Below are 25,230 nucleotides of genomic sequence, written 5' to 3' on the forward strand. Positions count from 1 at the left end.
CTCGGGGGCGCTTCGATGCGTAGTTAAAGGCCCCGCATACAGAGCCGCGGCGATCCGCACCTCAGTCAAGCTTTGACTGGATGTTGGTTTCTTACGCCCTCTGCCCGAAAGCCGCCAGCCCGCCCTCTGCGGCCCATCCCGGACTGTGCCGACATGCTGTTCAAGCTCTTGCAATAGTTCGGTATCCGCTGTTCCGCCGGGAGCCGGGAGCGTTCGCTTGCGGGTGTGGCCCGGCGGTTCCGCGTGGGATGGCTATATTCTGGCTTTCACGGCGACGTTGGCATGGTAGGTTTCGTCATTCCACAATTTGCCCTGGAGTCGGGTGATGGCTGTGCGAGTAGCCTTGTATGCGAGGTATTCCACTGACTTGCAGAGTGATGCGTCGGTGGAGGACCAGCTGCGGATCTGCCGGGCGCGGGCTGAGCGCGAGGGCTGGACGGTAGTGGAGAGCTACTCGGACCGAGCGATCTCGGGTGCGTCGATGCTCCGTCCCGGCATTCAGGCACTGATGGAGGACGCCGGCCGGCGCCGGTTCGACGTGGTGCTGGCCGAGGCGCTGGACCGGCTTTCCCGCGACCAGGAGGACATTGCCGCTCTCTACAAGCGCCTGCGCTTTGCCGGTGTTTCGATCGTGACGATCTCCGAGGGCGAGATCAACGAGATGCATATCGGCCTCAAGGGCACGATGAACGCGCTGGCCCTGAAGGATCTGGCCCAGAAGACGCATCGCGGGCTACTCGGCCGGGTAGAGGCGGGCCTCTCTGCCGGCGGACGCGCCTATGGCTATGACGTGGTCCGCCGCACCGACCACAAGGGCGAGCCGATCCGCGGCGAACGGGCGATCAACGAGGCCGAAGCGGCGGTCGTCCGCCGGATTTTCACGATGGCGGCAGAGGGTGCGAGCCCGATTGCCATTGCCAAGACGCTGAACGGCGCAAAAATCCCGGGACCCAATGGGCGTGCCTGGCAGGACACGACGATTCGGGGACATGCGAACCGCGGCACCGGCATCTTGCGCAACGAACTTTACATTGGCGTCCAGGTCTGGAACCGGATGCACTACATAAAGGATCCGGCCACCGGCAAACGCGTCTCGCGGATGAACCCAACCACGGAATGGGTGCGTGAGGAGGTTCCGCATCTGCGGATCGTCGACCAGGACCTTTGGGATTGTGTGCAGCAGCGCCTGGCCGCGGTGCGTATCGCGTCGGGCGCGTACAAGATCGACCGCGCGGTCTTTCATGAGCGGCGCCGGGCGAAGCACGTACTCACGGGCAAGGTGTTCTGCGGCGGCTGCGGTGGCAGCTTCGGCGCCGTCGGCCAGGATTATCTCTCCTGCACCGCCGCGCGGAAGCAGGGCACCTGCGACAACCGGCGCGGTATCCGGCGGAGCGAGCTCGAGAGCCTGATTCTGGATGCGCTGCGCCACCAGCTGATGCAGCCCGAGCACGTCGCGGAGTTCGTGGCGGAATACACGGCCGAGTATAACCGGCTCAATTCCGAACGCTCAGCCGCCCTCGCGTCGCATAAGCGCGAACTGGAGAGTGTCACCCGCAAACTGGATGGCCTGATCGATGCGATTGCGGAGGGGATGCGTGCACCGGGGCTGCAACAGAAGCTCGACACGCTGGAGGCGCGGAAGGCGGAACTGACCCGGCAGATCGAGACCGCCGGGATTTCGTTACCGTTGCTGCATCCGAACCTGGCGGAGACCTATCGCGAGCGGGTGACCGACCTTCATGCCGCCCTCACCCGCGAGGATGGCGGCACCGCGGCGCTGGAAGCGGTTCGCGCGCTGATCGAGCGCGTCGACGTGTCACCGCCTGATGGCGACGATACCCGCTCTCTGCCGAAGATTGTGCTGACGGGCGCACTGGCGGCGATGGTTGGGCTGGCGCTGGAGCCCGGTTCCAGAGCGTCAAAAGCCGCGCGAGTGGGCGCGGGTGTATCTGGTTTGTTCGCGAGTTCGGTAATGGTGGTTGCGGGGACAGGAAACCACCGAGAGTTGATACCCGTATGTTGCTGAGCACGACGAGAAACTCTCGTTGGCGATGGGCATGAGCGTCAAGGTCGATGACTAGCCCCATAGCGCCTGTGGCGTGATGTAGTTGAAGAGGGCCTGGCCTCGGCCAGCACCGTGAGCGCTTGAATGTGGTGCGCCTATCAACTTGAAACCCGTCTACAGCGCCTGCAACCCAATGATAGATTCTCGAAGATTCCGTTGATGATAGGGTCAAGTTCGGCGCGGACCAAGACCCTGCTGGAAAAGCGAGAGAGCCTTCTGCCTCAAAAGACATTCGGGGCCTTTACGCTGGGATTCCATGTCGATGCAAAATCGCAATCTACCATGGAATTCGTGGCAACCTTTTGGAGCAAGAAGGCCAAAACAACAACCATAGATAGTGTCGGGCTTTTTTACACGCGAACACAAGAAATAAGAATTACCATCACTTAATTCATTGTTTTGTATAGATAATATTTTATGGCACAAAATTTGCTGTGCTTATATTGGTTGTGCCCTGACATGCGCAGCAACTCACCATCTTTTGCTTACATCCATAGATTTTGGGAAAAGGGAACTTCTCGATGCGATTGCGAACGATTTTATTGGCGACGGGCTTGGTTGTCGGCACGGCAATGGGGTCCGCCTTTGCGGCGCCAATCAATTTGGTTACCAACGGTGATTTTTCATCTGTCACCGGGGGGATTACTGGACCTACTCAATTCGGCACTCAGGCTACGGTTGCGACGAAGCAATTTATCTCTGCGTGGACCGGTAATAACGGCTACGAAATCTGGTACCCGAGTGCCAACGCAGCAGTGAATGTAAATGCAACTGGCCAGTACACTTATACAGGCCTGGAAAAGCTGTGGGGAGCATCGGCCCCGCCGTCTGGTCCGGGTACATTTGTTGGCCTTGATGGCGACCAGACAAACGGAGTCCAAGCCAGTATCCAGCAGGTGCTGCAGGATCTGACCGTTGGCAGCACCTATCAAGTCAGCTTCAACTGGGCGGGGGCCCAGATGCAGAGCAGGCATGGGGCAACGACTGAGTACCTCGCGGTTTCGCTTGGCTCGCAGACCCAGAATACGGCGGTACTGAATAATGCAAGCCAAGGGTTCACCGGTTGGCAGACTGCGACGCTCGATTTCGTGGCGTCCAGCACGTCGGAGACGCTGAAATTCCTTTCAGTGGGAACGCCGAACGGCCTACCGCCAATGGCGCTCCTGACCAATGTTTCAGCCACTGATGTTCCGGAACCAGGCTCACTTGCGTTGCTCGGCGGTGGTTTGGTGGGGCTTGGCTTGGTGCTGCGCCGTCGCCGCAAGGCAACGAAGACGCCGAAAACCGAGGCCTGACAACATGAAAGCCGTCCGGGCAACGTGCCTGGACGGCTGACCATCGGCATGTTTGGATGTGCTAAATGGAGACCTTTCTCTTTGAAGTGCTGCACCTCGCCGTCTGGCTGGCTCTGCTGTCTGCGCTTTTCGTTCCTCTGGAACGGCTTGTTGCGGTTCATCGACAGCCGGTGTTTCGTGCCCAACTTGCTGTGGATCTCGCCTATTATGCATTGAATTCGTTGCTGACCGGAGCAGTGCTCGCGTTTCCCCTCGCTTTGCTCGGCGCGACCGTCCATGCGATGATGCCAACCGTTTTGCTCCGCGCCATTGCGGATCTGCCATCCTGGCTGACACTGATTTTGTCGATTTTCGTCGCTGAGACGGGTTTCTATTGGGGGCATCGCTTGTCCCACGAGATACCACTGCTCTGGCGATTTCACTCCATTCACCACAGTGCCGAACAGCTTGATTTCCTCTCCAACACCCGCGCTCACCCGGTCGATATCGTTTTCGTGCGACTTTGTGGATTCGTACCCGTCTTCGCTCTCGGGCTGACACAAGGTGTCGCAATACCTGCGATCATCATTGTCTTGGGCACGCTATGGGGATTTTTTATCCACGCTAATTTGCGGTGGCGGTTCGGCTTTCTTGAATCTTTGGTGGCGACACCGTTTTTTCATCATTGGCATCACACCAACGATTCGATGCGCGATCGGAATTATGCGGCCATGCTGCCATTGGTCGATTGGATATTCGGCACACTCCATCTGCCCGAGCGCTGGCCTTCGAGCTATGGCATCGACACCGCAATGCCTCGCTCATTGGTAGGCCAAATCCTCAGTCCGTTCACAAGGCCGGATGGAACTGGCTCCGGTATATCGCAAAGCGAAAATCACGGAATTTGGCCGGACCGGCAGGCATGATCGTGATAACACCTGATTGCCTTTCTGGAACGGAATAAGAACACCCTAAAATGCGGCGCTTTAGGCGTCGACGTTACCGGTAATTCTAACAAAAATGCCGGTAATTGAACATAAATGTTGAGTTTCATCCCGATATTTTAACGCAGATAACTCGCAAAACACTCATGAGCGTGTCAGAATTCTTTACACGCCTACTGGCAAAAAAATCTAAATCATTGTTTTATATGAATTTTTAAATTTGGCATGATTTTTGCTTATATCGAACGCTACCGTATGTCTGAGCAATCATAGGATTTAACATGAAAAAATTACTCATCGTTTCGATGTTGGCTGCGGCCGCTTTTGTGAGTTTGCCATCAAACGCGCTCGCCGATCCCATGTTCAACGGTCAAATCAGCATGAATGGCGGTGCGACCTACAGTTCTAGTTCGATCAATTTCAACGGTCCGGCCAACATCGTTTCTGGGACAGCCTATGGGAGCTTCTCGCCCGCTTTCAGCTCTGGCTGCTATGCTTGTGTGGAAATGTCAAATATTTCATTGACAAACTTCACACCGGAAACCGTCTATACGGCAACTTTAAATGGCGAGACGACAAGTTTCTTTCTGAAATCATTTTCCTACAGTGAAACAAATCTCGGTTTTGCGCTCAGCGGCATGGGCTATGCTTCGTTGACTGGCTATGCAAGTTCGCCGGGATTTTTCTCCTTGACGAGCCAGGGCGGCAAGGGCGTAAACGTGTCTTTCTCATCGACAACCAATGTTCCGGAGCCAGGCAGGGGTTACGCATGAAAGAAGCCGGTGAGCACTTGCTCCATGTAACGGTTATCCCAGGCGGCCATTTTGCGGCGCCCCTTGAGACTGGCCTTTGATGCCTGATGGCGGCGAACGAGGTTGATTGCGATCTTGCGAAGCAGGGAGAAGTTCTGGACGGCGTTGCGATCCCGGATCCGGCAGTGATCTTCGTTGAAGGTGACGTCGAGCACCCAGTGTAGGCTGTTCTCGATCTGCCAATGTTGACGGATCGCTTTCGCCAGGATTTCGGGTTGATCGTCGCTGCTGGACAGGAAGTAGCGGATTTCGGCTTCGATCTTGCCGGATCCGTTGACGCCGCGGATGGTTTCCACGGCCAGAACGCTCTTCAACCCCGGCCAGTCGCGCAGCGGTTCCAGCGCTACGGCGTCCGGACAGACGAACACCCGGCGCCGAACAAGACGACCATGACCATCATCGAATTCGTCATGCACCGGCCGATCAACGGGTGAGCGGCTGAAGCAGGTGGTTGCGCAATACTCCTGCACGGCGCTGTGTTTCTTCCCCTGGTTTGCTTTGAGGGTGACGAGATAATCAGCACCCCGCTCGAGAATTTTGGACGCGATGGCTCGCTGGCACCCCATCGCGTCCAGCGTGACAATGGCGCCCTTGATGTCCAGCACATCCAGCAATTCCGGGATCGCGGTGATCTCGTTCGATTTGTCGCCGACCTGACGCTGGCCGAGCACCAGCCCCCGATCACTCGCCCATGCACTCACAACGTGAAGCGCCGCCTGGTCCCGGCTGCGATCAAACGAGCCGCGGATCGTTTTCCCGTCAATCGCCACCACTTCCCGGTCCAAAGTCGTCCCGAATGAGCGCGCCCACGCTTCGAAACATGCCTCGAAACGCCCGGTATCGATCAGCATGAACACACGCCGGAAGGTGTCGTGCGATGGAATGCCGTTCGGCAGCGCCAAAAACGTGCCCAGCCATTCCTGCTTGCTACGGCCATACAGTGCCATATCCTCCCAGCTTTCCGCCCCGGCAATCACCGCGCACACCGCAATCACCAGAATATCAATTAGCCGGTGCTCAACCTTGCCGCCGCAGCGGGGGTCTTCCAACGCCGAAAATTCCTCCACAAGCCGCCTCACCGACATGCACGTCTCCCAATCTCAAGGAGACTCCCCGAATCACACCCGATTCCATGCCGTCAACTATGCCCGAAATTTTCATGCGTAGCCCCTGCGGAGCCAGGCTCGTTGATGTTGTTGGGCAGCGGCCTCGCCGGGTTGGGTCTTGTCATGCGCAAGAGCCGTAAGGCTTCCAAACACATCAACTTGTGAATTCGATTTCAATGGCCCAATAAAATTTCATCTTGCCCTGCCGCTATGTTCCGTGGTGGCAGGGTATCTTGCCGCCCGCATTGCCCCTGTGAAGGTTGGTGAATTCATGATTCACCGATCCGGTCATGAATTGGCAGCGTGTGGATGAATGTGTGGCCGCTATTCGCGCGTCCGCCAATTCGCCGCCGTTATCATGTCACACCCCGACCCTCAACGCCTAGCTCTGGCGCGCGCCGACGCCGCTGAGGCGGAGGGCGAGCGGAATGGACGACGAAACCGGCGAAAACGCGACCAAGGCTGGCGCGGGTCAGTTGAAAATGGGCCTCGGCAAGTTCCCATTGGAGCGCAGGCGACCCCACTGCACATTAAATCCCACCTCGCTCTCGCTGAAGGCAGACACATTGGCCTTGGTGATCGAGGATTGCGCCATCCCTTCGCCACAGAATTTCTTTCTGAGCGTTTCGAAATAGGTCATCAGTTCGGTGGATTTTTGGACCGTGAGCTTGTTCTTCTCATAATCCCGCAAAATACCTTCCACGCCCTGCGGCTGTTGCGCGGCCCATCCCCTCAGCGATCCCCCGTCTGTCAGCCACATTTCGGAATAGACCTGCAACAGCCAATTTTCGGAAGCCAGCACTTCGCCGCGGCTGACTCCCGGGATCTTACTAAGGGCAGCCTTCCGGGCGCCGCTCGTCCTGTGCGCCGGGTCGATCATGAACCCGGCCTCTTTTTTATTCCTAGGCATAAGCATGAAGGACAACTGCATGAACTTGGCCTTGGTGGGAGCGGCTCTGTAATTCGCGTAAAGGCAGGCGAAAATGACGTCGTTGGGCGGATAATAGACCGCCACGTTTTCGCCCTGGTCGCTCCACGATTTCCATGAGATCCCTGTATAGGCGAGGCTGTAGATCATCAGCGCGCGCCGGTATTCTGACCCCGGCTTAAGGAAGACAACCTGCTCGAAATCAATTCTTGTTATGGCCATCTGTCGATCCCGGATCTGATTCCGTTATCGTAACTAGATCGGGGCGGTCGTGGCGTCAAGCCTCATCGTGTCCCCGCAACGGACTTCCTAAAGTTTATTTGAGAGCAAGATTGCTTTCGGTTGACGCTCTCGCGTCAACCGAAAGTGATGAACTTAATCGCCAAACAAGAGTTGGAGCATGATCGACTTCAAACGGCACGGCAGTGGCTACGCGAGGCATTCGTGCTGCTGTCTCATCCGCCAGGGCATGCGCAGGTAGATTTTGGCCAGTGCATCGGCTTCATCGGCGGTGTGCGGACGGTGATGCACGTCTTCTGCATAGATCTGCCGCACTCGGATGCCCCGTTCGTGAAGGCATATCCGGCGGAGACGACGGAAGCGTTTCTGGACGGGCATGTGTCGGCTTTTGCCTTCTTCGGCGGGGTGCCGCTGTCGATCCTCTACGACAACACGAAGCTGGCGGCGGCGCGGATCCTTGGCGATGGCCAACGGACGCGGACGCGCGCCTTCACGGAGTTGATCAGCCACTACCTGTTCAGGGGCCGGTTCGGCCGTCTTGGCAAAGGTAACGACAAGGGGAAAGTCGAGGGGCTGGTGAAGTATACGCAGCGGCGCTTCATGACGCCGCTGCCGCATGCGGCGAGCTTCGATGCCCTGAACGCGGCGCTGGAAGCACGCTGTCTGGCGCGGCAGGATGAGCATTCTGGACGCCATGAAGAGACGATTGGCGAGCGGTTGCTGCGCGACCTCGCGGCATTGAGGGTGTTGCCGGCGGGACCGTTCGAGCCCTGCGAGAAGAAGCCGGCGCGGGTCTCGTCGACGGCGCTGGTCCGCTATCGGATGAACGACTACTCGGTGCCGGCGCACCTATGCCTTCCGGGACGTATTGGTCAAAGGTTTCGTCGATCGGGTGCTGGTCGTGGCCGGGGCTGAGGTCATCGCCCGCCACGAGCGGGTGTATGGCCGCGGCGAGTTCATCTTCGATCCGCTGCATTATCTGGCGCTGATCGAGCAGAAGCCTGGGGCGCTGGATCAGGCGGCACCCTTGCAGAACTGGGCTCTGCCGGAAGGGTTTCAGAGGATCCGGCGACTCCTGGAGGCGCGGATGGGGAACCGCAGGAAGCGGGAGCTCATCCAGATCATGCGGCTGATGGAGGTGTTCGCGGAGACGGTGATCTCGGCCGCGGTGAATGATGCGATGCGGCTTGGCGCGATTGGCTTTGACACGGTCAAGCAGCTGGTTCTGGCACGGGTCGAGCAACGGCCGGCACAGCTGGACCTGCCGCGCTATCCCTATTTGCCGGCGGCGCATGTGCGGATGACCTCTGCCGCGGATTATGGCGTTTTGCCGAGCCGAGACGCGGCATGAGCGGCGCGATCGAGACGCCGCAGGTGCTGCTGGCGCATCATCTGTAGGCGCTGAAGCTGCCGACCTTCCTGCGCGAATATGCCAAGGTCGCTGCCGAGTGCGCGAAGGATCGCGCGGATCATCCGAAATTCCTGCTGCGGCTGGCGGAGCGGGAACTGCTCGATCGTGAACGCCGGCTGGTGGAGCGGCGGATCCGTGCGGCGCACTTCCCGGCGGTCAAAAGCCTCGATACCTTCGACTTCACCGCGATCCCGTCGCTGAACAAGTCGCTGAACAAGATGCTGGTGCTCGATCTGGCGCGCTGCGACAACATCATCGCTCTGGGAAATGCCGGCACCGGCAAGACGCATGTCGCCCTGGCTCTTGGTCTGGCGGCCTGCCAGCGCGGACTGTCCGTGGGGTTCATGACGGCGGCCGGCCTGGTGCACCAGCTGATGGAGGCGCGGGACGAGCGCCGTTTGCTGAGACTGCGGGCGCCGCTTGCCAGTCTCAAACTCCTGATCATCGATGAACTGGGTTATGTGCCGTTCTCGCGGGCCGGAGCAGAATTGCTGTTCGAGGTATTCAGCCAGAGGCACGAGCGCGGCTCGACCATCGACACCTCGAACCTGCCCTTCGAGGACTGGACGAGCGTGTTTGGCGCCGAACGGCTGACCGGCGCGCTGCTCGATCGTCTCACGCACCACGTCCAGATCCTGGAGATGAACGGCGAAAGCTACCGCCTGAAGCAATCCCGCGTCCGGCGCCGGAAGGGTATCGAAAAGGCCGGTGACGACCTGCCTCATGATCCAGAGACCGGCGAAATCAACGACAGCTGATACCCACCGCCAAGCAGGCTGCGGATATGAGAACGGCCCCTGCAGGGGCCGTTCTCATATCCGTCACGTCACAATCCAGTGGCTGGTTTTTACGCCGCCACGCCAGTCTGGTTTTGATCCGCCGTTGACAGAAGCTTGTCCGGGTTCGGTCCAAAGCCCTGCTCGGCGTCGCGATCGGGCCGCACCGGTTCCGCCACGCGCTCGGCACCACAACACCCCTGGTCAATCGCGCCGAGCCCGGCCTCGCCCGCGCCGTGCTCGACATCAGCGAGGCGGTCGCGGCCGAGCACTACAACCGGGCCAATGCCATCATCGCCACCGAATTCTTCCATGCCGAGATGCTCGCCGCGACCCAGGCGGCGAACAACCACGCGCGGCTGGCGAAGATCAGGCGGCGGAGGGAATGAATTGCTCGACATTTAGAGCAAATATCGCACGAATATTTCTATAACATATTGAAATACTTGATTATATTCCCACATCTGGTGAGCAGATAGTCATCCTGGCGTCGCCGGGGAGAAACCACCTAAACGCTCCTCCGGCCCTGTCTGCGCCGGGATCCGATCCCGGCCACGCCATTCCCCAACCATATCATCAGGAGACCACCATGACCGAACCGGTCACACCGGGCACGGCAATCGTTGCCATGCCCACCGATTCCGCGCGCCTGAACGCCATCCGCGATCAGCTCAGCACGGATCTCGATACACTCGAGTTCGCGATGCACACGCTCGACGTCCTCGCCGCCATGCTCGGCGGCGAAGGCGAGGACCCCGCCGATGCCATGGACACCGCAACCGCCGCCCGCATCCGCCGCGACAACATGAGCGCCATCCGCCATGCCTGCCGCCTCGTGGAAAACCGCGGCAACCGCGCCATCGCCAGCGGCAAGCACCTCCTCGCCCTCATCGATCCGAACTCAACCACATGACAACGCCCCCTCGTCCCAACTCAGGACGAGGGGTTTTGTCGTTCTGGGAACATCACAAACACGCTACAGACACTCAGCGCCCTTCCCAGTCGTCCAGCCATCATGAGGGCATGCTCCGGAGCTGACACTCGCGGACGGTCGGCGGTCGACCGCCATGGGGGGATAACCGCTTGTCCGCTGTCTGGCGTGGGCTGGATAAAGCAGACATTCATCGTTAAGCTGCATTGGGTCGATTCTGGTCCGTGAAGAAACACCCGAGTCACGCGTCAAATCGCGCTGCCTTACGGAATGACACCATGCTGCCTCAGTGACTCGCCTGAAAGTTCTGCTTATCCCGGCGATTAGATTTCATCTCGAAATCACGGGTTTATGCATGAACCGACTTCTGCAATGATCGTCTATGATGGCGCGAATGGGAAATGCACTTTCAGGCTCACCTGGACCGCGCCCCTGGATGGCAATACCCCATCCGCAAGCACTCCATCTTGAACTGCGGAGCCTCCACACTGTCTATCTCGTCCTGCCGACCTCGGCGGAGACGAGGGATGTCTATCGGTTCCAGGCGTATCAGGGGTCGGATACCCTCGGCCGGCTTGAATTCGAGCAGATGCTCGACACCATGCGCCAGGGCGGCACGCCATTTTTCAGTCATCCGGGCAATCTTGCGGCGATCCGTCGCTTCTACGCGGCCTGGCGGAACGAACGTCAGGAGGTCCCGCGGGCACTCCTGATCCGGCAGTTGCAGGAGGATGTCCGCCAAGGCGCGCTTGCGGTCTTCCGTTTCGTGAGAGACCCGCATCGCAGCATGATCCGCGGCGATGCGGGTAGCGGGATCCTACCGGGCCGCGGCCCGGTGTCCGGCTGGAGCGGTGGGCAGAAAGTGGTCGCCATGTTCGAGGCGATCCCCGAATATCTGACCGAAGCGGCCAGGGCGGAATTCGAGGCATTCCTGACGCCGCAGAACCTTGCGGTGATGGCGCTATTCTTCGGCGGGATCGCGGTCGTGCAGGCGGTGCCGGGGGCGGATGCGATCGTGGACGGCATGATTGCCGGGCTTGCCTGGTGGCAGTTCGGCTGGGCGGGGCTGATTGCCGGGAAGGATTTCGCCGAGGCGGTGGTCAAGGCCGGTCACGCCCGCACGGAAGATGACATCAAACTCGCCGCCAAACTCGCCGCGGCGGCGCTGGTCTCGCTGGGCCTCCTCGTCCTGCTCCGCGAAATCGTCAGGCGCGTGCATGAGGTGAAACCCAAGGCGCCAGAGGCAGAAGATGAGCCCCTACCTCCCAAATCCCCACGCCAGCAGGTTCTGGCGGCGTATCAGGAAAGGAAGACATCCCCGGCCACCTGGTCAAAATTCGAGAATTTGAAAAATGTTAAAACAGGTGCAATGACTGACAGTGATCAGTCGGCCTACGATGCTCTGCAAAAACTTGGCTATTCGGAAACTGACGCCCGGCAAGTCATCAATAGCGGTGGGAATTTCACACCCCGACCCGTTGTTGACGGTGAAACTATGTATAAAATTGGATCGGATGGGTACGCGCCTAGCCCCAACAGTGCGTATTATCTGGACCAGAATGGCTTCAATGATGTCATGTCCAAATACAGAAATCCGAGTACAGGCGAATTGAACAGCGCAGGCATAAAAATATATCTGGCGCTGCCCTGTGCCAATCAGGCGAATGCAATATATCAGGGAGTGGTATCCACCGGGGGAACCGGGCAGAGTGCGACAATCGGCCCGGCCTTCGAGAATTTTGCGCTTACCCATCCGGACGGTTCGATCACCAATGGCATGCTCATGCTCGATGGCGGTGGAACACAGGTTACACCTCCTGCTGGAGCCATTACCTCTCTTATAAAGGTCTCTCCGTAATATGATCCCGATTACGTCCGAAATCATCGGCCCTGGCATTGAAGAAGAATATGCTGATGCCATGGAGCGCATCATCTTTCTGCTCGATGCTTTCAAGGCACATCCTCCGGCCAACGATAATTTCTATGGCCGGATCGTATACCAACTGCTCTGGCTCAAGCAGGAGATTGAAGCACAGCGCCTACCGATACCGGTGGACAGATCTTATATTGGGACATTAACCTATGTCATTGGCGATCATTCTGTAAGTGAGACTCCTGAAATACACAAAAAGCTAGGAGAATTAGACACAATACTCGAAGGCCCCGGTTTAATTAAGTCGCGCCATTATCCGGTGGTTGTGGCGCAGATTGAGGATTTTATTGCGCTAGTGACGAAACATGTTCCGGCGGCTAAACTTCTGCCCGTCGAGCGAGAGGCGCTAGAACAATTCGCCGACATAGCGGAAAAACTGCGCCGCAGCGAGATAGAACTGCCCGTGTCGAAGAAGGATTACCCGGCCTGGCTTGATCCGACACAACTCATACATTTCAATAATCCTCACGTTCCGAATGGCGGAAACGAAAGAACTCGCGTAGCCCTTCCCGTGTTTGGTGGCTGGCGGCCTTACCCAGCAGAAAAACCACCGCTCCCTGCGCCCAAGCCCGGCCTGGACCCGCGCGCGCCGGACATGACGCTGGTGCGGGATTTGATTAACACAAAAACAAGCTGACGTGATCCCCATCACCCCTGAGATTCTAGGGTTTGTGGGGATTCATCGTGAGTTGATGACGGCTGCGGCGAGATCGTGTCCCGTGTTGTGGTGTAGGAGCGGGTCTCCTGAGCAGGGTTGGCTGCTCTGTCAGGCTGCCATGGGCGGCAGGCTGACGGGATCAGTATTGCTTACCGTGGCGATGGTTTCCAGTGTCATGTAGCGGGCGCGCTGGACGGCCCATTCGTCGTTTTGCTCGAGGAGCAGGGCGCCGATGAGGCGCACGACGGCGGCCTCGTTGGGGAAGATGCCGACGACATCGCTGCGGCGCTTGATTTCGCCATTGAGGCGTTCGAGTGGGTTCGTGCTGTGCAGCTTGGCGCGGTGCTGGGCTGGGAAGTTCATGTAGGCGAGAACATCGGCTTCGGCATCGTCCATCAGGGCGGCGAGTTTTGGAACCCGTGGCCGGGCCTGATCGGCAACCTCGCGCCATTGCTTGCGGGCGGCTTCGGCATCGTTCTGGGCGAAGGCGGTGCCGATCCAGGCGGCGACGATGCGCCGCTGGGTCTTGCCGGCATAGGCCAGCGCGTTGCGCATGAAATGAACCCGACAGCGTTGCCAGGTGGCGCCGAGTATCTTGCTGATCGCGGCCTTCAGCCCCTCGTGCGCATCGGAGACGACGAGCTTAACCCCGCGCAGACCCCGCCGCGCAAGGCTGCGCAGGAACTCGACCCAGAAGGGTTCGGCTTCGCTATGGCCGACGGTCATGCCGAGCACCTCGCGCCTTCCATCGCTGTTGACGCCGACCGCGATGATCACCGCGACAGAGACGATATGGTGACCGCGGCGGGCTTTGACGTAGGTGGCATCAAGCCAGACATACGGCCAGTCGCCCTCCAGCGGCCGCTCGAGGAATGCCTGGACCCGCTCGTCGATCTCGGAACAGAGGCGGGAGACCTGGCTCTTGCTGATCCCCTCCATTCCCATTGCCTTGACCAGGTCGTCGACCGACCGGGTCGATATGCCCTGGACGTAGGCTTCCTGGATCACCGCGGTCAGCGCCTTCTCCGCCATCCGCCGCGGCTCCAGGAACGCCGGAAAGTAGCTGCCCCGCCGCAGCTTCGGGATCCGCAGCTCGACAGTGCCGGCCCGGGTCTGCCAGTCCCGGTCGCGATAGCCGTTGCGCTGGTTGCGCCGTTCGGCGGTCCGTTCGCCATGCGCCGCACCACAGAGCTCCTCGGTCTCGAGTTCCATCAGCCGCTGCGCCGCAAAGCCGATCATCTCGCGCAGAAAGCCGGCGTCCGAACCCTTCTCAAGCAGGTCACGAAGCGCGATCTTGTCATTGGTCATCGTGGGGATCTCCCGGTCAGAGTTGTTGTTCGCAACCCAACCCTACCCAAAATCCCCGCGATGGCCGCCAATCAGCCCGCCGCCGTCAGACACTCAACGGTCACGCCGGCAGGCTGATCAGCGGTCTCCTACACCACCACCAGGGACGCGATCTGCGGCGAGGTGGATCATTGGCTGGAAGCTCTGGTCTGTTTTGCAGGCGCGCAGGGCGATGCGTTTGAACTCCTTGAGCTTGCAGAAGAAATTCTCGATCAGATGACGCCATTTGTAGGTTTCGTGGTCGATTTTCAGCTTCAGTGCCCGGGCCGGGTGCTGGGAAATGACGATCCTGGCGCCTCTTTCGTTGAGTTCTGCGACCAGAGCGTTGCTGTCGAATGCCTTGTCTGCGATCAATCCACCGAATTCGACGTTGTCGATCAGTGGCGGGACCTCGATGCTGTCATAGCGATTGCCCGGCATGAGACGAAAGCGCACAAGGTTGCCCAAGGCATCCGTCAGCGCCAGAATTTTGGTTGTCATGCCACCTTTGGAACGGCCTATGGCCTGGCTTTGAGTCCCCCTTTTGCGCCCTGGCCGTGACGGTGGACCTTGACGATCGTGGCGTCGACCATGGCGTATTCCATGTCGGGTTCATCAGATACCGCGTCGAAAATCCGTTTGAAAACATCAGCGCGGCGCCAGTCGTTGAACCGGCGGTAGGCCGTGCTCCAGTTGCCAAACATCGAAGGCAGATCACGCCACGGACTGCCAGTACGGACAATCCAAAGCACCGCTTCCAGAAACAGCCGATTGTCCCGGCCGCTGCGGCCAGGGTCACTCGCCTTGCCAAGACAATGCGGTTCTATCCTCGCCCATTGGGCGTCCGTCAGTACAAATCGTTCCATTCACAGCGTGAACGTATGGCCCGCCCCGTCCGCAAGGGGTGATTTTCATCTGGCTCTAATCAGTCTGCTTCAACGTATCCGGTCTCGGGCTTCGAACCCGGCCAAGATGGAGATCCGCGCGGCCTGATCCTCATAATCACACCGGCCTCGGAGGCCGTTCACTGCGTCAGGTTTTCAAGCCGCCGTTCGACTGTCAGGCCATCTTCCTTTCACCTCACGCAGACATCGACTGCCCTTTCGCGCCCAACTGTGAGCGCTGTTCGGGCGATTCCGTCATGCGGCCGCAGCCGCCGCTTCGAATTGGGCGTCGTAATCGCAACCGTGCGCCAAAACGGCCCATGCAATCCGAGCCAGCTTCGCGGCCAGCGCGACTACGACCACGTTCTTATGCGCTCGATCGAGCAATCCCCGCGCCCAGCGGCCCAACGGCGTATCGCGTTCGACAAGATAAGGCAGCGCCGCTCGTGCGCCATGGATCAAGTTCTTCCGCAAATAACGATTGCCGCGTTTGCTGATGCCGAGCAGGCGCGGTTTTCCACCCGTTGTCATTTGCCGTGGAACGAGCCCCAGCCACGCCGCCATGTCCCGCCCACGTTTGAATGCATGCGCCTCGCCGACCGCCGCCGCCAGCGCCGTAGCGTTTATCGTTCCAATTCCTGGGATTTTGGTCAAACGTCGCACAGCCACGTCGTCACGAGCCAACTGAACGAACTCGGCGTCGAAGCCGGTGATCCTCTGGTCGAGTGAACGCCATTCCGCCCGAAGATCTTCGATCAACGTCCGGATGCGCGGGCTCAACGCGGCAAAACCGCCATCTTCGGCCAATGTCTCAAGCTCGGCTTCCAGTTTCCTCCGGCCTTGCGGAACGACGATCCCTCGCTCCAGCAGCAACGCCCGCAAGTGATTGATCAGCGCCGTCCGTTCCGAGACGAGGCGCTCCCGGGCTCGGTGCAAAGCCTGGAGATCAGATTGGTCCTGGCTCTTCACAGGCACGAAACGCATCGTTGGCCGCGTCGCAGCCTCTGCGATCGCCTCCGCGTCGAGATCATCGTTCTTCTGCGCCTTCACGTACGGACGGACATATTCCGGCGACATCAGCCGCACCTCGTGGCCCCGCGCGGCGAAAATCCGCCCGAGGTGATGAGCGCCGCAACATGCTTCCATTGCCACAATGCACGACCCAAGCTCGCCAACGAAACTTTCCAACGTTCCCCGCCGAAGTCTCCGCCTCAAAACAACCCGGCCGGCGGCGTCCATGCCCACCACGCTGCAAGAGTTCTTCCCAAGATCGATGCCGAGAATCATGATATCCATCGGTCTGCTCCTCTCTCCAAACCAGCGGCGATCCTACCAGATCGCCACGAGAGGGGCGGGCCATCCCATAATCACAGCCACCCCCAAATGGGAATCCTAAATCCCCACATGCCCTAGGCCGCGTGGACGGATTTAACCAATATCAGTGCGTGGTCTGAGCCCGTGGATTTCCTCCAGGAATGAGTAGAGTCCGCCCCATCAGGGAGACGAACGAGATGAAGAGCGGTCGGTTTAGCGAGGAACAGATCATCGGCATCCTCAAAGAGCAGGAGTCGGGGATGTCGACGGCGGAGGTCTGCCGTCGACACGGGATCAGCTCTGCGACGTTTTACAAGTGGAAGGCTAAATTCGGCGGGTTGGAAGTCTCGGACGCCCGGCGGCTCAAACAGCTGGAAGACGAGAACGCTCGGCTCAAGCGGCTGTTGGCGGACGCCGTGCTGGACAACGCCATGCTCAAGGAAATTGCGTCAAAAACGTATGGCCCGCCCCGTCTGCAAGTGGTATTTTCGATGAACTGACCAGTCTGCGTCAACGTATCCGGCCTCGGAGCAAGCTCCCGGCCAAGATGGAGATCCGCGCGATCCGGTCCTCATAAAATTCACGGCATCAAGCGCGCCATTTTTTGAAGCAGGTTCCCGAAACGCCGGTCGACTGTCAGGCCATCTTCATTCCACCACCCGCAAACATCATGACCGGCTATCAAGTTAGCGAGATCATTAGCCGGCTAATCATGCCATCCCTGATGCGGACCTGGCATCAAACGTGCCGCCGTTTCTCAGTACCGCCCAAGCGATCCGCGCCAGCTTGTTGGCCAGTGCGACAACCACTGCATTCTTGTGGACCCGAGCGGTGAGCCCGCGCAGCCAGCCGCCGAGCGGCGTTGAGCTGGTCAACAGACTGGGAAGAGCGGCGCGAGCACCATGGATCAGCAGCTTGCGCAGATACTTGTTGCCGCGCTTGCTGATCCCGACCAGCCGCGGTCGGCCTCCTGTCGTGATCTGCCGCGGCACCAGACCAAGCCAGGCAGCAAGATCGCGGCCCCGGCTGAACGTCTCACCGTTGCCGATCGCGGCAATCAGCGCGGTCGCGTTCATCACGCCGATCCCGGGAATGCTGATCAGCCGGCGTGCCGCTTCGTCCTCGCGCGTGCGAGCGACAAATTCGTCCTCAAAAGCGGTGATCCGCCGATCCAGCTCACGCCATTCGGCCCGCATGTCGGCAATCAGCGCCCGCAGCCGCGGCGTCAATGTCGCCGGTGGCTCGGCTTCATCGCCATCGAACATCTCGATCAGGGACCGCTCGAGCTTGCTCCGCCCCTGCGGCACCGTAACCCCGCGCTCCAACAGGATCGCTCGCAACTGGTTGATCAGCGCCGTCCGTTCACCGACCAGCCGGTCACGCGCCCGATGCAGGGTCTGCATGTCAAGCTGCTCCTCCGTTTTCATGGACACAAAACGCATCGTTGGCCGTGTTGCCGCCTCCGCAATCGCCTCGGCATCGCGATCATCGTTCTTCTGCGCCTTCACATAAGGGCGCACGTATTCCGGCGACATCAGCCGGACGTCGTGTCCCTGCGCCGCGAGAAGACGGGCAAGATGATGAGCGCCGCAGCACGCCTCCATCGCTATCACGCAAGGCGGCAACTCCTTCGTGAACGTCACCACGGTCTCCGGTCGCATCCGCCGCCGTTTGATCACCGCACCAGTCCCATCCAGTCCCGCAAGGCTGCAGCTGTTCTTGCCCAGATCAATCCCTAAAACCGCGATCTCTGTCTTCATTGCCTGCCTCCCTTTCTTCCGTTGGCCCCCGGCAGATTACTCTACAAGCGGGAAAGGGGCGGGCCATTCCATAAAATTCTAGCGCCCAGCCATAAGCGGGAGGCGGTAGCTCACCTTCGGACCCTGTTCGAGGTGAGCCAACGCCGGGCCTGCGATGCGCTGGGCGTGGATCGGACCACGGTGCGGTATCAAAGCCGCCGCCCGGATGATGCGGAGGCTCGCGAACGCATGCGCGTGCTTGCGGGCGAGCGCCGTCGATTTGGCTATCGGCGCCTGCACTGGCTGCTCAGCCGCGAAGGAATTTCCATGAACCACAAGAAGTTTCGGCGCCTTTACCGCGAAGAACGCCTTCAGGTTCGCCGTCGCGGCGGGCGAAAGCGGGCCTTGGGCACACGATCTCCGATGACCATTCCGCAGGGCTGCAATCAGCGCTGGTCGCTGGATTTCGTCTCCGACGCCCTGACATGCGGGCGCAGGTTTCGGATCTTCGCCGTCGTGGACGATTTCAGCCGCGAATGCGTTCGCTTGATCGCCGACACGTCAATTTCGGGCGCCCGGGTGGCACGCGAGTTGGATATGGCGATCACTGAGCGCGGGGCGCGCCCGCTCATGGTGGTCAGCGACAACGGCACTGAGCTCACCAGCATGTCGGCTGGCATGAAACTCCTTTGGAGGTCGCCCGTCCGTAAGTGCCCTTGGAGATTACCGCCAAACCTAGCTAGCGAACTATGCCCCCCTCTAAGATGGGAGGCTCCCCGATAGCCCTTCAGAGGGTCGTATTGGATAAGCGCCACGCGTTAAAGGGACGGGCGACGATGCTCAGGTGTAGATTCTTGCATCAACTCGCTCGGCCCAGGTGCCTGCCCTCCAGCGATCGGCACAGAGTCCGCTTTCCGAAGACCATTCCCGTTTTGTGAATGACATCGTTGGGTCGTTTTTACCCGGACCGGGTGTGTCGCGTAACTTAGGATTTTAGCGACAAAGCATATTGTCGCGGTGGATCAGTTGAGATGGCGGCCTTGTCGGTACGCCATACCAAACCTGCCCGCCTGCTCCCGGCCCAACCCCCCGGGCCTTGCTCACCCGTGCAGACCGGGTGCCTCCTGGCCCGTGCGGGCCACGTATTCGGTATATCCGCCGTCATAGTCATGGATGCCTTCCCGGGTGAGCTCCAATACCCGGTTCGAGAGCCTGGCGAGGAAGTGGCGATCATGCGAGACGAACAACATGGTGCCCTCGTAGTTCGAGAGCGCGGTGATAAGCATCTCTTTCGTCGCGAGGTCGAGATGGTTGGTCGGCTCGTCAAGGACCAGGAAATTTGGCGGATCGTAGAGCATCAGGGCCATGACGAGCCGCGCCTTCTCCCCACCCGAGAGCTGGCGGCAGCGCTTTTCCACCTCGTCACCTGAGAACCCGAACGCCCCGGCGAGCGTACGCAGGCTACCCTGGCCCGCATGCGGGAAGGCAGCGTCGAGTGTTGCGAAGATTGTGGCGTCGCCGTCCAGCTGGTCCATGGCGTGCTGGGCGAAGTAACCCATCTTCACGCTGCCCCCCAGCGTCACCGTGCCGGTATCGGGTGAAGTGTTGCCGGTTACCAGCTTCAGCAGCGTGGATTTGCCCGCACCATTCACGCCGAGCACGCAGCAGCGCTCCTTGCGGCGGATCAGCAATTCGAGCCCGTCATAGATCACCTTGCTGCCATAGCGCTTGGAGACGCCACGCAGTTTGGCTACGTCATCACCCGAGCGCGGGGCTGGGCGGAACTCGAAGGCGATGGCCTGGCGCCGCTTGGGTGGCTCCACGCGGTCGATCTTGTCCAGTTTCTTCACTCGGCTCTGCACTTGCGCGGCGTGCGAGGCACGGGCCTTGAAACGCTCGATGAACGCGATCTCCTTGGCGAGCGTCGCCTGCTGGCGCTCGAACTGCGCCTGCTGGTGCCTCTCATTCAGGGCGCTCTGGCGGGCGTAGAACTCATAGTCGCCGGAGAAGCTGGTGAGATTGCCACCGTCGATCTCGATGACCTTGTTGATGATGCAGTTCATGAATTCGCGGTCGTGCGATGTCATCATCAGCGCGCCGTCGTAACCGGCGAGGAATTGCTCAAGCCAGATGAGGCTCTCCAGGTCCAGATGGTTGCTCGGCTCGTCCAGCAGCATCACGTCCGGGCGCATGAGCAGAATTCGCGCGAGTGCCACGCGCATCTTCCAGCCGCCAGAGAGCAGGCCCACGTCGCCGTCCATCATCTCCTGGCTGAAGCCGAGGCCGTCGAGCACCTCGCGCGTCTTGCCCTCCAGCGCGTAGCCGCCCAGCTCCTCAAAGCGCGCCTGGACCTCGCCATAGCGTTCCAGGATGGCGTCCAACTGGTCAGCCTTGTCGGGATCGGCCAGAGCGGCTTCCAGCTTTGCCAGCTCCTCGCCCACCTCGCTCACTGGCCCGGCACCTACGATCACCTCGGCCACGGCGCTGCGGTCCGCCATCTCGCCGACATCCTGGCTGAACAAGCCAATGCTGATGCCGCGATCGATGAGGATGTTGCCCTCGTCGGGAGGCTCCTGACCGCTGATCATGCGAAACAGCGTGGACTTCCCGGCACCATTGGGGCCAACAAGGCCAATCTTCTCACCCCGCTGCAAGGCAGCCGACGCCTCGACAAAAATCAGGCGGGTGCCGTTCTGCTTGCTGATATTATCCAGACGAATCATGGGTCCTCGGTAGCCGGAATTGTCGGGGGTTCTTAAAGCAACTCCCCGGAGCCGTGAACCGCAGGGGCATTGCCGAAGTGAACCCGGAGTTCGGGTTCATCCCGCCTGCCTCCGACGCCCCGGGGTCTTCCCTCGGTCATCAGCGCTGGCTCAATAGCGGAAGGGCAGTCTCCGGCGAATTCTCCGGAATCCGCATCCGGCCCATCCCGGACTGTGCCGACATGCTGTTCAAGCTCTTGCAATAGTTCGGTATCCGCTGTTCCGCCGGGAGCCGGGAGCGTTCGCTTGCGGGTGTGGCCCGGCGGTTCCGCGTGGGATGGCTATATTCTGGCTTTCACGGCGACGTTGGCATGGTAGGTTTCGTCATTCCACAATTTGCCCTGGAGTCGGGTGATGGCTGTGCGAGTAGCCTTGTATGCGAGGTATTCCACTGACTTGCAGAGTGATGCGTCGGTGGAGGACCAGCTGCGGATCTGCCGGGCGCGGGCTGAGCGCGAGGGCTGGACGGTAGTGGAGAGCTACTCGGACCGAGCGATCTCGGGTGCGTCGATGCTCCGTCCCGGCATTCAGGCACTGATGGAGGACGCCGGCCGGCGCCGGTTCGACGTGGTGCTGGCCGAGGCGCTGGACCGGCTTTCCCGCGACCAGGAGGACATTGCCGCTCTCTACAAGCGCCTGCGCTTTGCCGGTGTTTCGATCGTGACGATCTCCGAGGGCGAGATCAACGAGATGCATATCGGCCTCAAGGGCACGATGAACGCGCTGGCCCTGAAGGATCTGGCCCAGAAGACGCATCGCGGGCTACTCGGCCGGGTAGAGGCGGGCCTCTCTGCCGGCGGACGCGCCTATGGCTATGACGTGGTCCGCCGCACCGACCACAAGGGCGAGCCGATCCGCGGCGAACGGGCGATCAACGAGGCCGAAGCGGCGGTCGTCCGCCGGATTTTCACGATGGCGGCAGAGGGTGCGAGCCCGATTGCCATTGCCAAGACGCTGAACGGCGCAAAAATCCCGGGACCCAATGGGCGTGCCTGGCAGGACACGACGATTCGGGGACATGCGAACCGCGGCACCGGCATCTTGCGCAACGAACTTTACATTGGCGTCCAGGTCTGGAACCGGATGCACTACATAAAGGATCCGGCCACCGGCAAACGCGTCTCGCGGATGAACCCAACCACGGAATGGGTGCGTGAGGAGGTTCCGCATCTGCGGATCGTCGACCAGGACCTTTGGGATTGTGTGCAGCAGCGCCTGGCCGCGGTGCGTATCGCGTCGGGCGCGTACAAGATCGACCGCGCGGTCTTTCATGAGCGGCGCCGGGCGAAGCACGTACTCACGGGCAAGGTGTTCTGCGGCGGCTGCGGTGGCAGCTTCGGCGCCGTCGGCCAGGATTATCTCTCCTGCACCGCCGCGCGGAAGCAGGGCACCTGCGACAACCGGCGCGGTATCCGGCGGAGCGAGCTCGAGAGCCTGATTCTGGATGCGCTGCGCCACCAGCTGATGCAGCCCGAGCACGTCGCGGAGTTCGTGGCGGAATACACGGCCGAGTATAACCGGCTCAATTCCGAACGCTCAGCCGCCCTCGCGTCGCATAAGCGCGAACTGGAGAGTGTCACCCGCAAACTGGATGGCCTGATCGATGCGATTGCGGAGGGGATGCGTGCACCGGGGCTGCAACAGAAGCTCGACACGCTGGAGGCGCGGAAGGCGGAACTGACCCGGCAGATCGAGACCGCCGGGATTTCGTTACCGTTGCTGCATCCGAACCTGGCGGAGACCTATCGCGAGCGGGTGACCGACCTTCATGCCGCCCTCACCCGCGAGGATGGCGGCACCGCGGCGCTGGAAGCGGTTCGCGCGCTGATCGAGCGCGTCGACGTGTCACCGCCTGATGGCGACGATACCCGCTCTCTGCCGAAGATTGTGCTGACGGGCGCACTGGCGGCGATGGTTGGGCTGGCGCTGGAGCCCGGTTCCAGAGCGTCAAAAGCCGCGCGAGTGGGCGCGGGTGTATCTGGTTTGTTCGCGAGTTCGGTAATGGTGGTTGCGGGGACAGGATTTGAACCTGTGACCTTCAGGTTATGAGCCTGACGAGCTACCGGGCTGCTCCACCCCGCGGTGGATGAGGTTACGATAGGCTGGAGGACCTGGCGGCGACCTACTCTCCCGTGCCTTGAGGCACAGTACCATGGGCGCTGGGGATTTTCACGGCCGAGTTCGGGATGGGATCGGGTGCAGGCTCCCCGCAATGGCCACCAGGTCGTCCAGCCTATCGTTGTTTCTGGGCTGGTGTGGATTTGGTGTGTTGTGTGAGTTGTGTTGGTGTTTGTGCATGGTGGGGGTGGTTGAGATATTCAAGTTCTATCGGGTGATTAGTACCGGTTAGCTGAGCGCGTTACCGCGCTTATACACCCGGCCTATCAACGTGATGGTCTGTCACGACCCTCGGGGAGACCTAGTTTTGAGGTGGGTTTCCCGCTTAGATGCTTTCAGCGGTTATCCCGTCCATACTTAGCTACTCGGCTGTGCCACTGGCGTGACAACCGATGCACCAGAGGTATGTTCATCCCGGTCCTCTCGTACTAGGGACAAATCCTCTCAAGTCTCCAACACCCACGGCAGATAGGGACCGAACTGTCTCACGACGTTCTAAACCCAGCTCACGTACCACTTTAATCGGCGAACAGCCGAACCCTTGGGACCTGCTCCAGCCCCAGGATGTGATGAGCCGACATCGAGGTGCCAAACCTCCCCGTCGATGTGGACTCTTGGGGGAGATCAGCCTGTTATCCCTAGAGTACCTTTTATCCGTTGAGCGATGGCCCTTCCACGTGGAACCACCGGATCACTATGGCCGACTTTCGTCTCTGCTCGAGCTGTCGCTCTCGCAGTCAGGCGGGCTTATGCCATTGCACTCAACAGCCGATGTCCGACCGGCTTGAGCCCACCATCGCGCGCCTCCGTTACTCTTTAGGAGGCGACCGCCCCAGTCAAACTGCCCACCATGCAGGGTCCCGGACCGGGATAACCGGCCGCGGTTAGACATCAAAAGCGCGCAGGGCGGTATTTCAAGGTTGGCTCCACCGAAGCTAGCGCCCCGGTTTCAATGCCTCCCGCCTATCCTACACAGCACTCTTCTGATGCCACTGCAAAGCTGCAGTAAAGGTTCATAGGGTCTTTCCGTCTGACCGCGGGTACCCCGCATCTTCACGGGGAATTCAATTTCGCTGAGCCGATGCTGGAGACAGTGGGGAAGTCGTTACGCCATTCGTGCAGGTCGGAACTTACCCGACAAGGAATTTCGCTACCTTAGGACCGTTATAGTTACGGCCGCCGTTTACCGGGGCTTCAATTCAAGGCTTGCACCTCTCCTCTTAACCTTCCGGCACCGGGCAGGCGTCAGACCCTATACGTCGTCTCTCGACTTCGCAGAGCCCTGTGTTTTTACTAAACAGTCGCTACCCCCTCTTTTGTGCCACCCGCACATGGTTGCCCACATACGGGTCTCGCTTATCCCGAAGTTACGCGAGTAATTTGCCTAGTTCCTTCAACATCGTTCTCTCAAGCGCCTTGGTATACTCTACCAGTCCACCTGTGTCGGTTTAGGGTACGGTCTATACGCTGGAGCTATTTCCCGGAATGCTCAAAAAGCCTGCCCAATCCGATAAGGACAGACAACATCTCGCATTCGTCACTTCCAGCAGGCGGAGGAATATTCACCCCCTTCCCATCGACTACGGCTTTCGCCCTCGCCTTAGGGGCCGGCTCACCCTGCGCGGATTAACCTTGCGCAGGAACCCTTGGACTTTCGGCGACAGAGTTTCTCACTCTGTTTGTCGCTACTCATGTCAGCATTCGCACTTCCGATACCTCCAGGAGGGGTCACCCCATCTCCCTTCACAGGCCTACGGAACGCTCCGCTACCGCGCATGTTTCCATGCACCCACAGCTTCGGTATGTGGCTTTAGCCCCGTTACATTTTCGGCGCAGGATTTCTATTAGACCAGTGAGCTATTACGCTTTCTTTAAAGGATGGCTGCTTCTAAGCCAACCTCCTGGTTGTTTTGGAATTCCCACATCCTTTCCCACTTAGCCACAATTTGGGGACCTTAGCTGGTGGTCTGGGCTGTTTCCCTCTCGACGATGGACCTTAGCACCCACCG

General features: G+C 59.9%; 18 protein-coding genes, 1 tRNA gene, 2 rRNA genes and 3 pseudogenes (1 of these 24 running past the window's edge). 14 read left to right on the forward strand and 10 right to left on the reverse strand.

All coding sequences use genetic code 11. The features are described 5' to 3' along the window. Positions 1–325 precede the first annotated feature (325 nt). The 4 genes from ACMV_RS10140 to ACMV_RS20840 all read left to right on the forward strand — a co-directional run bounded on the left by ACMV_RS10140 (position 326) and on the right by ACMV_RS20840 (position 5,056). Entirely contained in the window at positions 326–2,026 is a 1,701-nt protein-coding gene (locus ACMV_RS10140; protein ID WP_041664953.1) for a recombinase family protein, read from the forward strand. Between the two features lie 560 nt (positions 2,027–2,586). Next, entirely contained in the window at positions 2,587–3,360 is a 774-nt protein-coding gene (locus ACMV_RS19890) for a PEP-CTERM sorting domain-containing protein (protein WP_013640384.1), read from the forward strand. 65 nt (positions 3,361–3,425) lie between these two features. Next, positions 3,426–4,265 carry a sterol desaturase family protein gene (locus ACMV_RS10150; RefSeq protein WP_013640385.1) on the forward strand — a complete coding sequence of 280 codons (840 nt, stop codon included), beginning with the start codon at positions 3,426–3,428 and terminating at the stop codon, positions 4,263–4,265. Positions 4,266–4,564: 299 nt separating this feature from the next. After that, positions 4,565–5,056, forward strand: coding sequence for a hypothetical protein (locus tag ACMV_RS20840; RefSeq protein ID WP_013640386.1), 492 nt, complete (start codon positions 4,565–4,567; stop codon positions 5,054–5,056). On the opposite strand, the gene ACMV_RS10155 is transcribed toward ACMV_RS20840, so the two are convergent. Further along, the gene (locus ACMV_RS10155; protein ID WP_013634879.1) at positions 5,047–6,180 is read right to left on the reverse strand and encodes an ISAs1 family transposase; all 1,134 of its coding nucleotides are present in this window, start codon (positions 6,178–6,180) and stop codon (positions 5,047–5,049) included. The two genes, ACMV_RS20840 and ACMV_RS10155, sit on opposite strands and share 10 nt — an antisense overlap. On the opposite strand from ACMV_RS10155, the gene ACMV_RS21975 reads away from it, so the two are divergent. Beyond that, positions 6,109–6,366 carry a PEP-CTERM sorting domain-containing protein gene (locus tag ACMV_RS21975; RefSeq protein ID WP_081479241.1) on the forward strand — a complete coding sequence of 86 codons (258 nt, stop codon included), beginning with the start codon at positions 6,109–6,111 and terminating at the stop codon, positions 6,364–6,366. The two genes, ACMV_RS10155 and ACMV_RS21975, sit on opposite strands and share 72 nt — an antisense overlap. A 307-nt stretch (positions 6,367–6,673) precedes the next feature. Here the strand turns inward: ACMV_RS21975 and ACMV_RS10160 are convergent, their stop codons facing one another. Continuing rightward, on the reverse strand, positions 6,674–7,351 hold the full coding sequence (locus ACMV_RS10160; protein WP_013640387.1) for a hypothetical protein: 678 nt from the start codon (positions 7,349–7,351) through the stop codon (positions 6,674–6,676). A gap of 180 nt (positions 7,352–7,531) precedes the next feature. Between ACMV_RS10160 and istA the strand changes: the two are divergent. From istA to ACMV_RS19900, 6 genes and pseudogenes are all read left to right on the forward strand, one after another. Further along, a pseudogene (istA, locus tag ACMV_RS10165) lies at positions 7,532–8,720 on the forward strand (IS21 family transposase); the annotation flags it as partial. A 68-nt stretch (positions 8,721–8,788) separates the two neighbouring features. Further along, the gene (gene istB, locus ACMV_RS10170; RefSeq protein ID WP_269447796.1) at positions 8,789–9,538 is read left to right on the forward strand and encodes an IS21-like element helper ATPase IstB; all 750 of its coding nucleotides are present in this window, start codon (positions 8,789–8,791) and stop codon (positions 9,536–9,538) included. A 254-nt stretch (positions 9,539–9,792) separates the two neighbouring features. Further along, positions 9,793–9,945 carry a hypothetical protein gene (locus ACMV_RS21530; protein WP_013640391.1) on the forward strand — a complete coding sequence of 51 codons (153 nt, stop codon included), beginning with the start codon at positions 9,793–9,795 and terminating at the stop codon, positions 9,943–9,945. Between the two features lie 200 nt (positions 9,946–10,145). Next, positions 10,146–10,469, forward strand: a complete 324-nt coding sequence (locus ACMV_RS10175; RefSeq protein ID WP_013640392.1) for a hypothetical protein — start codon at positions 10,146–10,148, stop codon at positions 10,467–10,469. Positions 10,470–10,923: 454 nt separating this feature from the next. Beyond that, complete coding sequence (locus ACMV_RS10180) at positions 10,924–12,345, forward strand: hypothetical protein (RefSeq protein ID WP_231844387.1); 1,422 nt, start codon at positions 10,924–10,926, stop codon at positions 12,343–12,345. A 1-nt stretch (position 12,346) separates the two neighbouring features. Then, positions 12,347–13,057 carry a hypothetical protein gene (locus ACMV_RS19900; protein ID WP_013640394.1) on the forward strand — a complete coding sequence of 237 codons (711 nt, stop codon included), beginning with the start codon at positions 12,347–12,349 and terminating at the stop codon, positions 13,055–13,057. A gap of 129 nt (positions 13,058–13,186) precedes the next feature. Here the strand turns inward: ACMV_RS19900 and ACMV_RS10185 are convergent, their stop codons facing one another. The 3 genes from ACMV_RS10185 to ACMV_RS10200 all read right to left on the reverse strand — a co-directional run bounded on the left by ACMV_RS10185 (position 13,187) and on the right by ACMV_RS10200 (position 16,584). After that, on the reverse strand, positions 13,187–14,386 hold the full coding sequence (locus ACMV_RS10185; RefSeq protein ID WP_013640395.1) for an IS256 family transposase: 1,200 nt from the start codon (positions 14,384–14,386) through the stop codon (positions 13,187–13,189). Between the two features lie 117 nt (positions 14,387–14,503). After that, positions 14,504–15,270 (reverse strand): IS5 family transposase gene (locus ACMV_RS19905; protein WP_085947338.1). Its coding sequence is split into 2 segments (ribosomal slippage): positions 14,504–14,940 and positions 14,940–15,270, totalling 768 coding nucleotides; the frame shifts between segments, so codons are not numbered across the junction. A 273-nt stretch (positions 15,271–15,543) separates the two neighbouring features. Beyond that, the gene (locus ACMV_RS10200; RefSeq protein ID WP_011930570.1) at positions 15,544–16,584 is read right to left on the reverse strand and encodes an IS110 family RNA-guided transposase; all 1,041 of its coding nucleotides are present in this window, start codon (positions 16,582–16,584) and stop codon (positions 15,544–15,546) included. Between the two features lie 215 nt (positions 16,585–16,799). Here ACMV_RS10200 and tnpA point away from each other — a divergent pair. Further along, positions 16,800–17,072: pseudogene (tnpA, locus tag ACMV_RS10205) on the forward strand (IS66 family insertion sequence element accessory protein TnpA); the annotation flags it as partial. A 240-nt stretch (positions 17,073–17,312) separates the two neighbouring features. Here tnpA and ACMV_RS10210 read toward each other — a convergent pair. Next, on the reverse strand, positions 17,313–18,362 hold the full coding sequence (locus tag ACMV_RS10210) for an IS110 family RNA-guided transposase (RefSeq protein ID WP_013634994.1): 1,050 nt from the start codon (positions 18,360–18,362) through the stop codon (positions 17,313–17,315). Positions 18,363–18,446: 84 nt separating this feature from the next. Here ACMV_RS10210 and ACMV_RS19915 point away from each other — a divergent pair. Further along, positions 18,447–19,007: pseudogene (locus ACMV_RS19915) on the forward strand (DDE-type integrase/transposase/recombinase); the annotation flags it as partial. 434 nt (positions 19,008–19,441) lie between these two features. On the opposite strand, the gene ACMV_RS10225 reads toward ACMV_RS19915, so the two are convergent. Further along, positions 19,442–21,064, reverse strand: a complete 1,623-nt coding sequence (locus ACMV_RS10225) for an ABC-F family ATP-binding cassette domain-containing protein (protein ID WP_013640399.1) — start codon at positions 21,062–21,064, stop codon at positions 19,442–19,444. Between the two features lie 393 nt (positions 21,065–21,457). On the opposite strand from ACMV_RS10225, the gene ACMV_RS19920 reads away from it, so the two are divergent. Continuing rightward, positions 21,458–23,152 (forward strand): recombinase family protein, encoded by a 1,695-nt coding sequence (locus ACMV_RS19920; RefSeq protein WP_081479271.1) that lies wholly within the window; start codon positions 21,458–21,460, stop codon positions 23,150–23,152. Here the strand turns inward: ACMV_RS19920 and ACMV_RS10240 are convergent. The 3 genes from ACMV_RS10240 to ACMV_RS10250 all read right to left on the reverse strand — a co-directional run. Then, positions 23,109–23,185: transfer RNA gene (locus tag ACMV_RS10240), tRNA-Met, on the reverse strand. The two genes, ACMV_RS19920 and ACMV_RS10240, sit on opposite strands and share 44 nt — an antisense overlap. Before the next feature lie 27 nt (positions 23,186–23,212). Further along, positions 23,213–23,327: ribosomal RNA gene (gene rrf / locus ACMV_RS10245) — 5S ribosomal RNA — on the reverse strand. 91 nt (positions 23,328–23,418) lie between these two features. Continuing rightward, positions 23,419–25,230, reverse strand: a 23S ribosomal RNA gene (locus ACMV_RS10250) (it continues 926 nt past the right edge of the window).

It is taken from the genome of Acidiphilium multivorum AIU301, assembly GCF_000202835.1.
Classification (GTDB): Bacteria; Pseudomonadota; Alphaproteobacteria; order Acetobacterales; family Acetobacteraceae; genus Acidiphilium; species Acidiphilium multivorum.

Bases quoted from the DNA above. Each gene is read 5' to 3' on its own strand.
- ACMV_RS19890 (WP_013640384.1), top strand. From the start codon at position 2,587: ATGCGATTGCGAACGATTTTATTGGCGACGGGCTTGGTTGTCGGCACG.
- ACMV_RS19900 (WP_013640394.1), top strand. From the start codon at position 12,347: ATGATCCCGATTACGTCCGAAATCATCGGCCCTGGCATTGAAGAAGAA.
- ACMV_RS10210 (WP_013634994.1), bottom strand. From the start codon at position 18,362: ATGAAGACAGAGATCGCGGTTTTAGGGATTGATCTGGGCAAGAACAGC.
- ACMV_RS10150 (WP_013640385.1), top strand. From the start codon at position 3,426: ATGGAGACCTTTCTCTTTGAAGTGCTGCACCTCGCCGTCTGGCTGGCT.
- ACMV_RS20840 (WP_013640386.1), top strand. From the start codon at position 4,565: ATGAAAAAATTACTCATCGTTTCGATGTTGGCTGCGGCCGCTTTTGTG.
- ACMV_RS10155 (WP_013634879.1), bottom strand. From the start codon at position 6,180: ATGTCGGTGAGGCGGCTTGTGGAGGAATTTTCGGCGTTGGAAGACCCC.
- ACMV_RS10225 (WP_013640399.1), bottom strand. From the start codon at position 21,064: ATGATTCGTCTGGATAATATCAGCAAGCAGAACGGCACCCGCCTGATT.
- ACMV_RS10185 (WP_013640395.1), bottom strand. From the start codon at position 14,386: ATGACCAATGACAAGATCGCGCTTCGTGACCTGCTTGAGAAGGGTTCG.
- ACMV_RS10160 (WP_013640387.1), bottom strand. From the start codon at position 7,351: ATGGCCATAACAAGAATTGATTTCGAGCAGGTTGTCTTCCTTAAGCCG.
- ACMV_RS10200 (WP_011930570.1), bottom strand. From the start codon at position 16,584: ATGGATATCATGATTCTCGGCATCGATCTTGGGAAGAACTCTTGCAGC.
- ACMV_RS10175 (WP_013640392.1), top strand. From the start codon at position 10,146: ATGACCGAACCGGTCACACCGGGCACGGCAATCGTTGCCATGCCCACC.
- ACMV_RS10180 (WP_231844387.1), top strand. From the start codon at position 10,924: ATGGCAATACCCCATCCGCAAGCACTCCATCTTGAACTGCGGAGCCTC.
- ACMV_RS10140 (WP_041664953.1), top strand. From the start codon at position 326: ATGGCTGTGCGAGTAGCCTTGTATGCGAGGTATTCCACTGACTTGCAG.
- ACMV_RS19920 (WP_081479271.1), top strand. From the start codon at position 21,458: ATGGCTGTGCGAGTAGCCTTGTATGCGAGGTATTCCACTGACTTGCAG.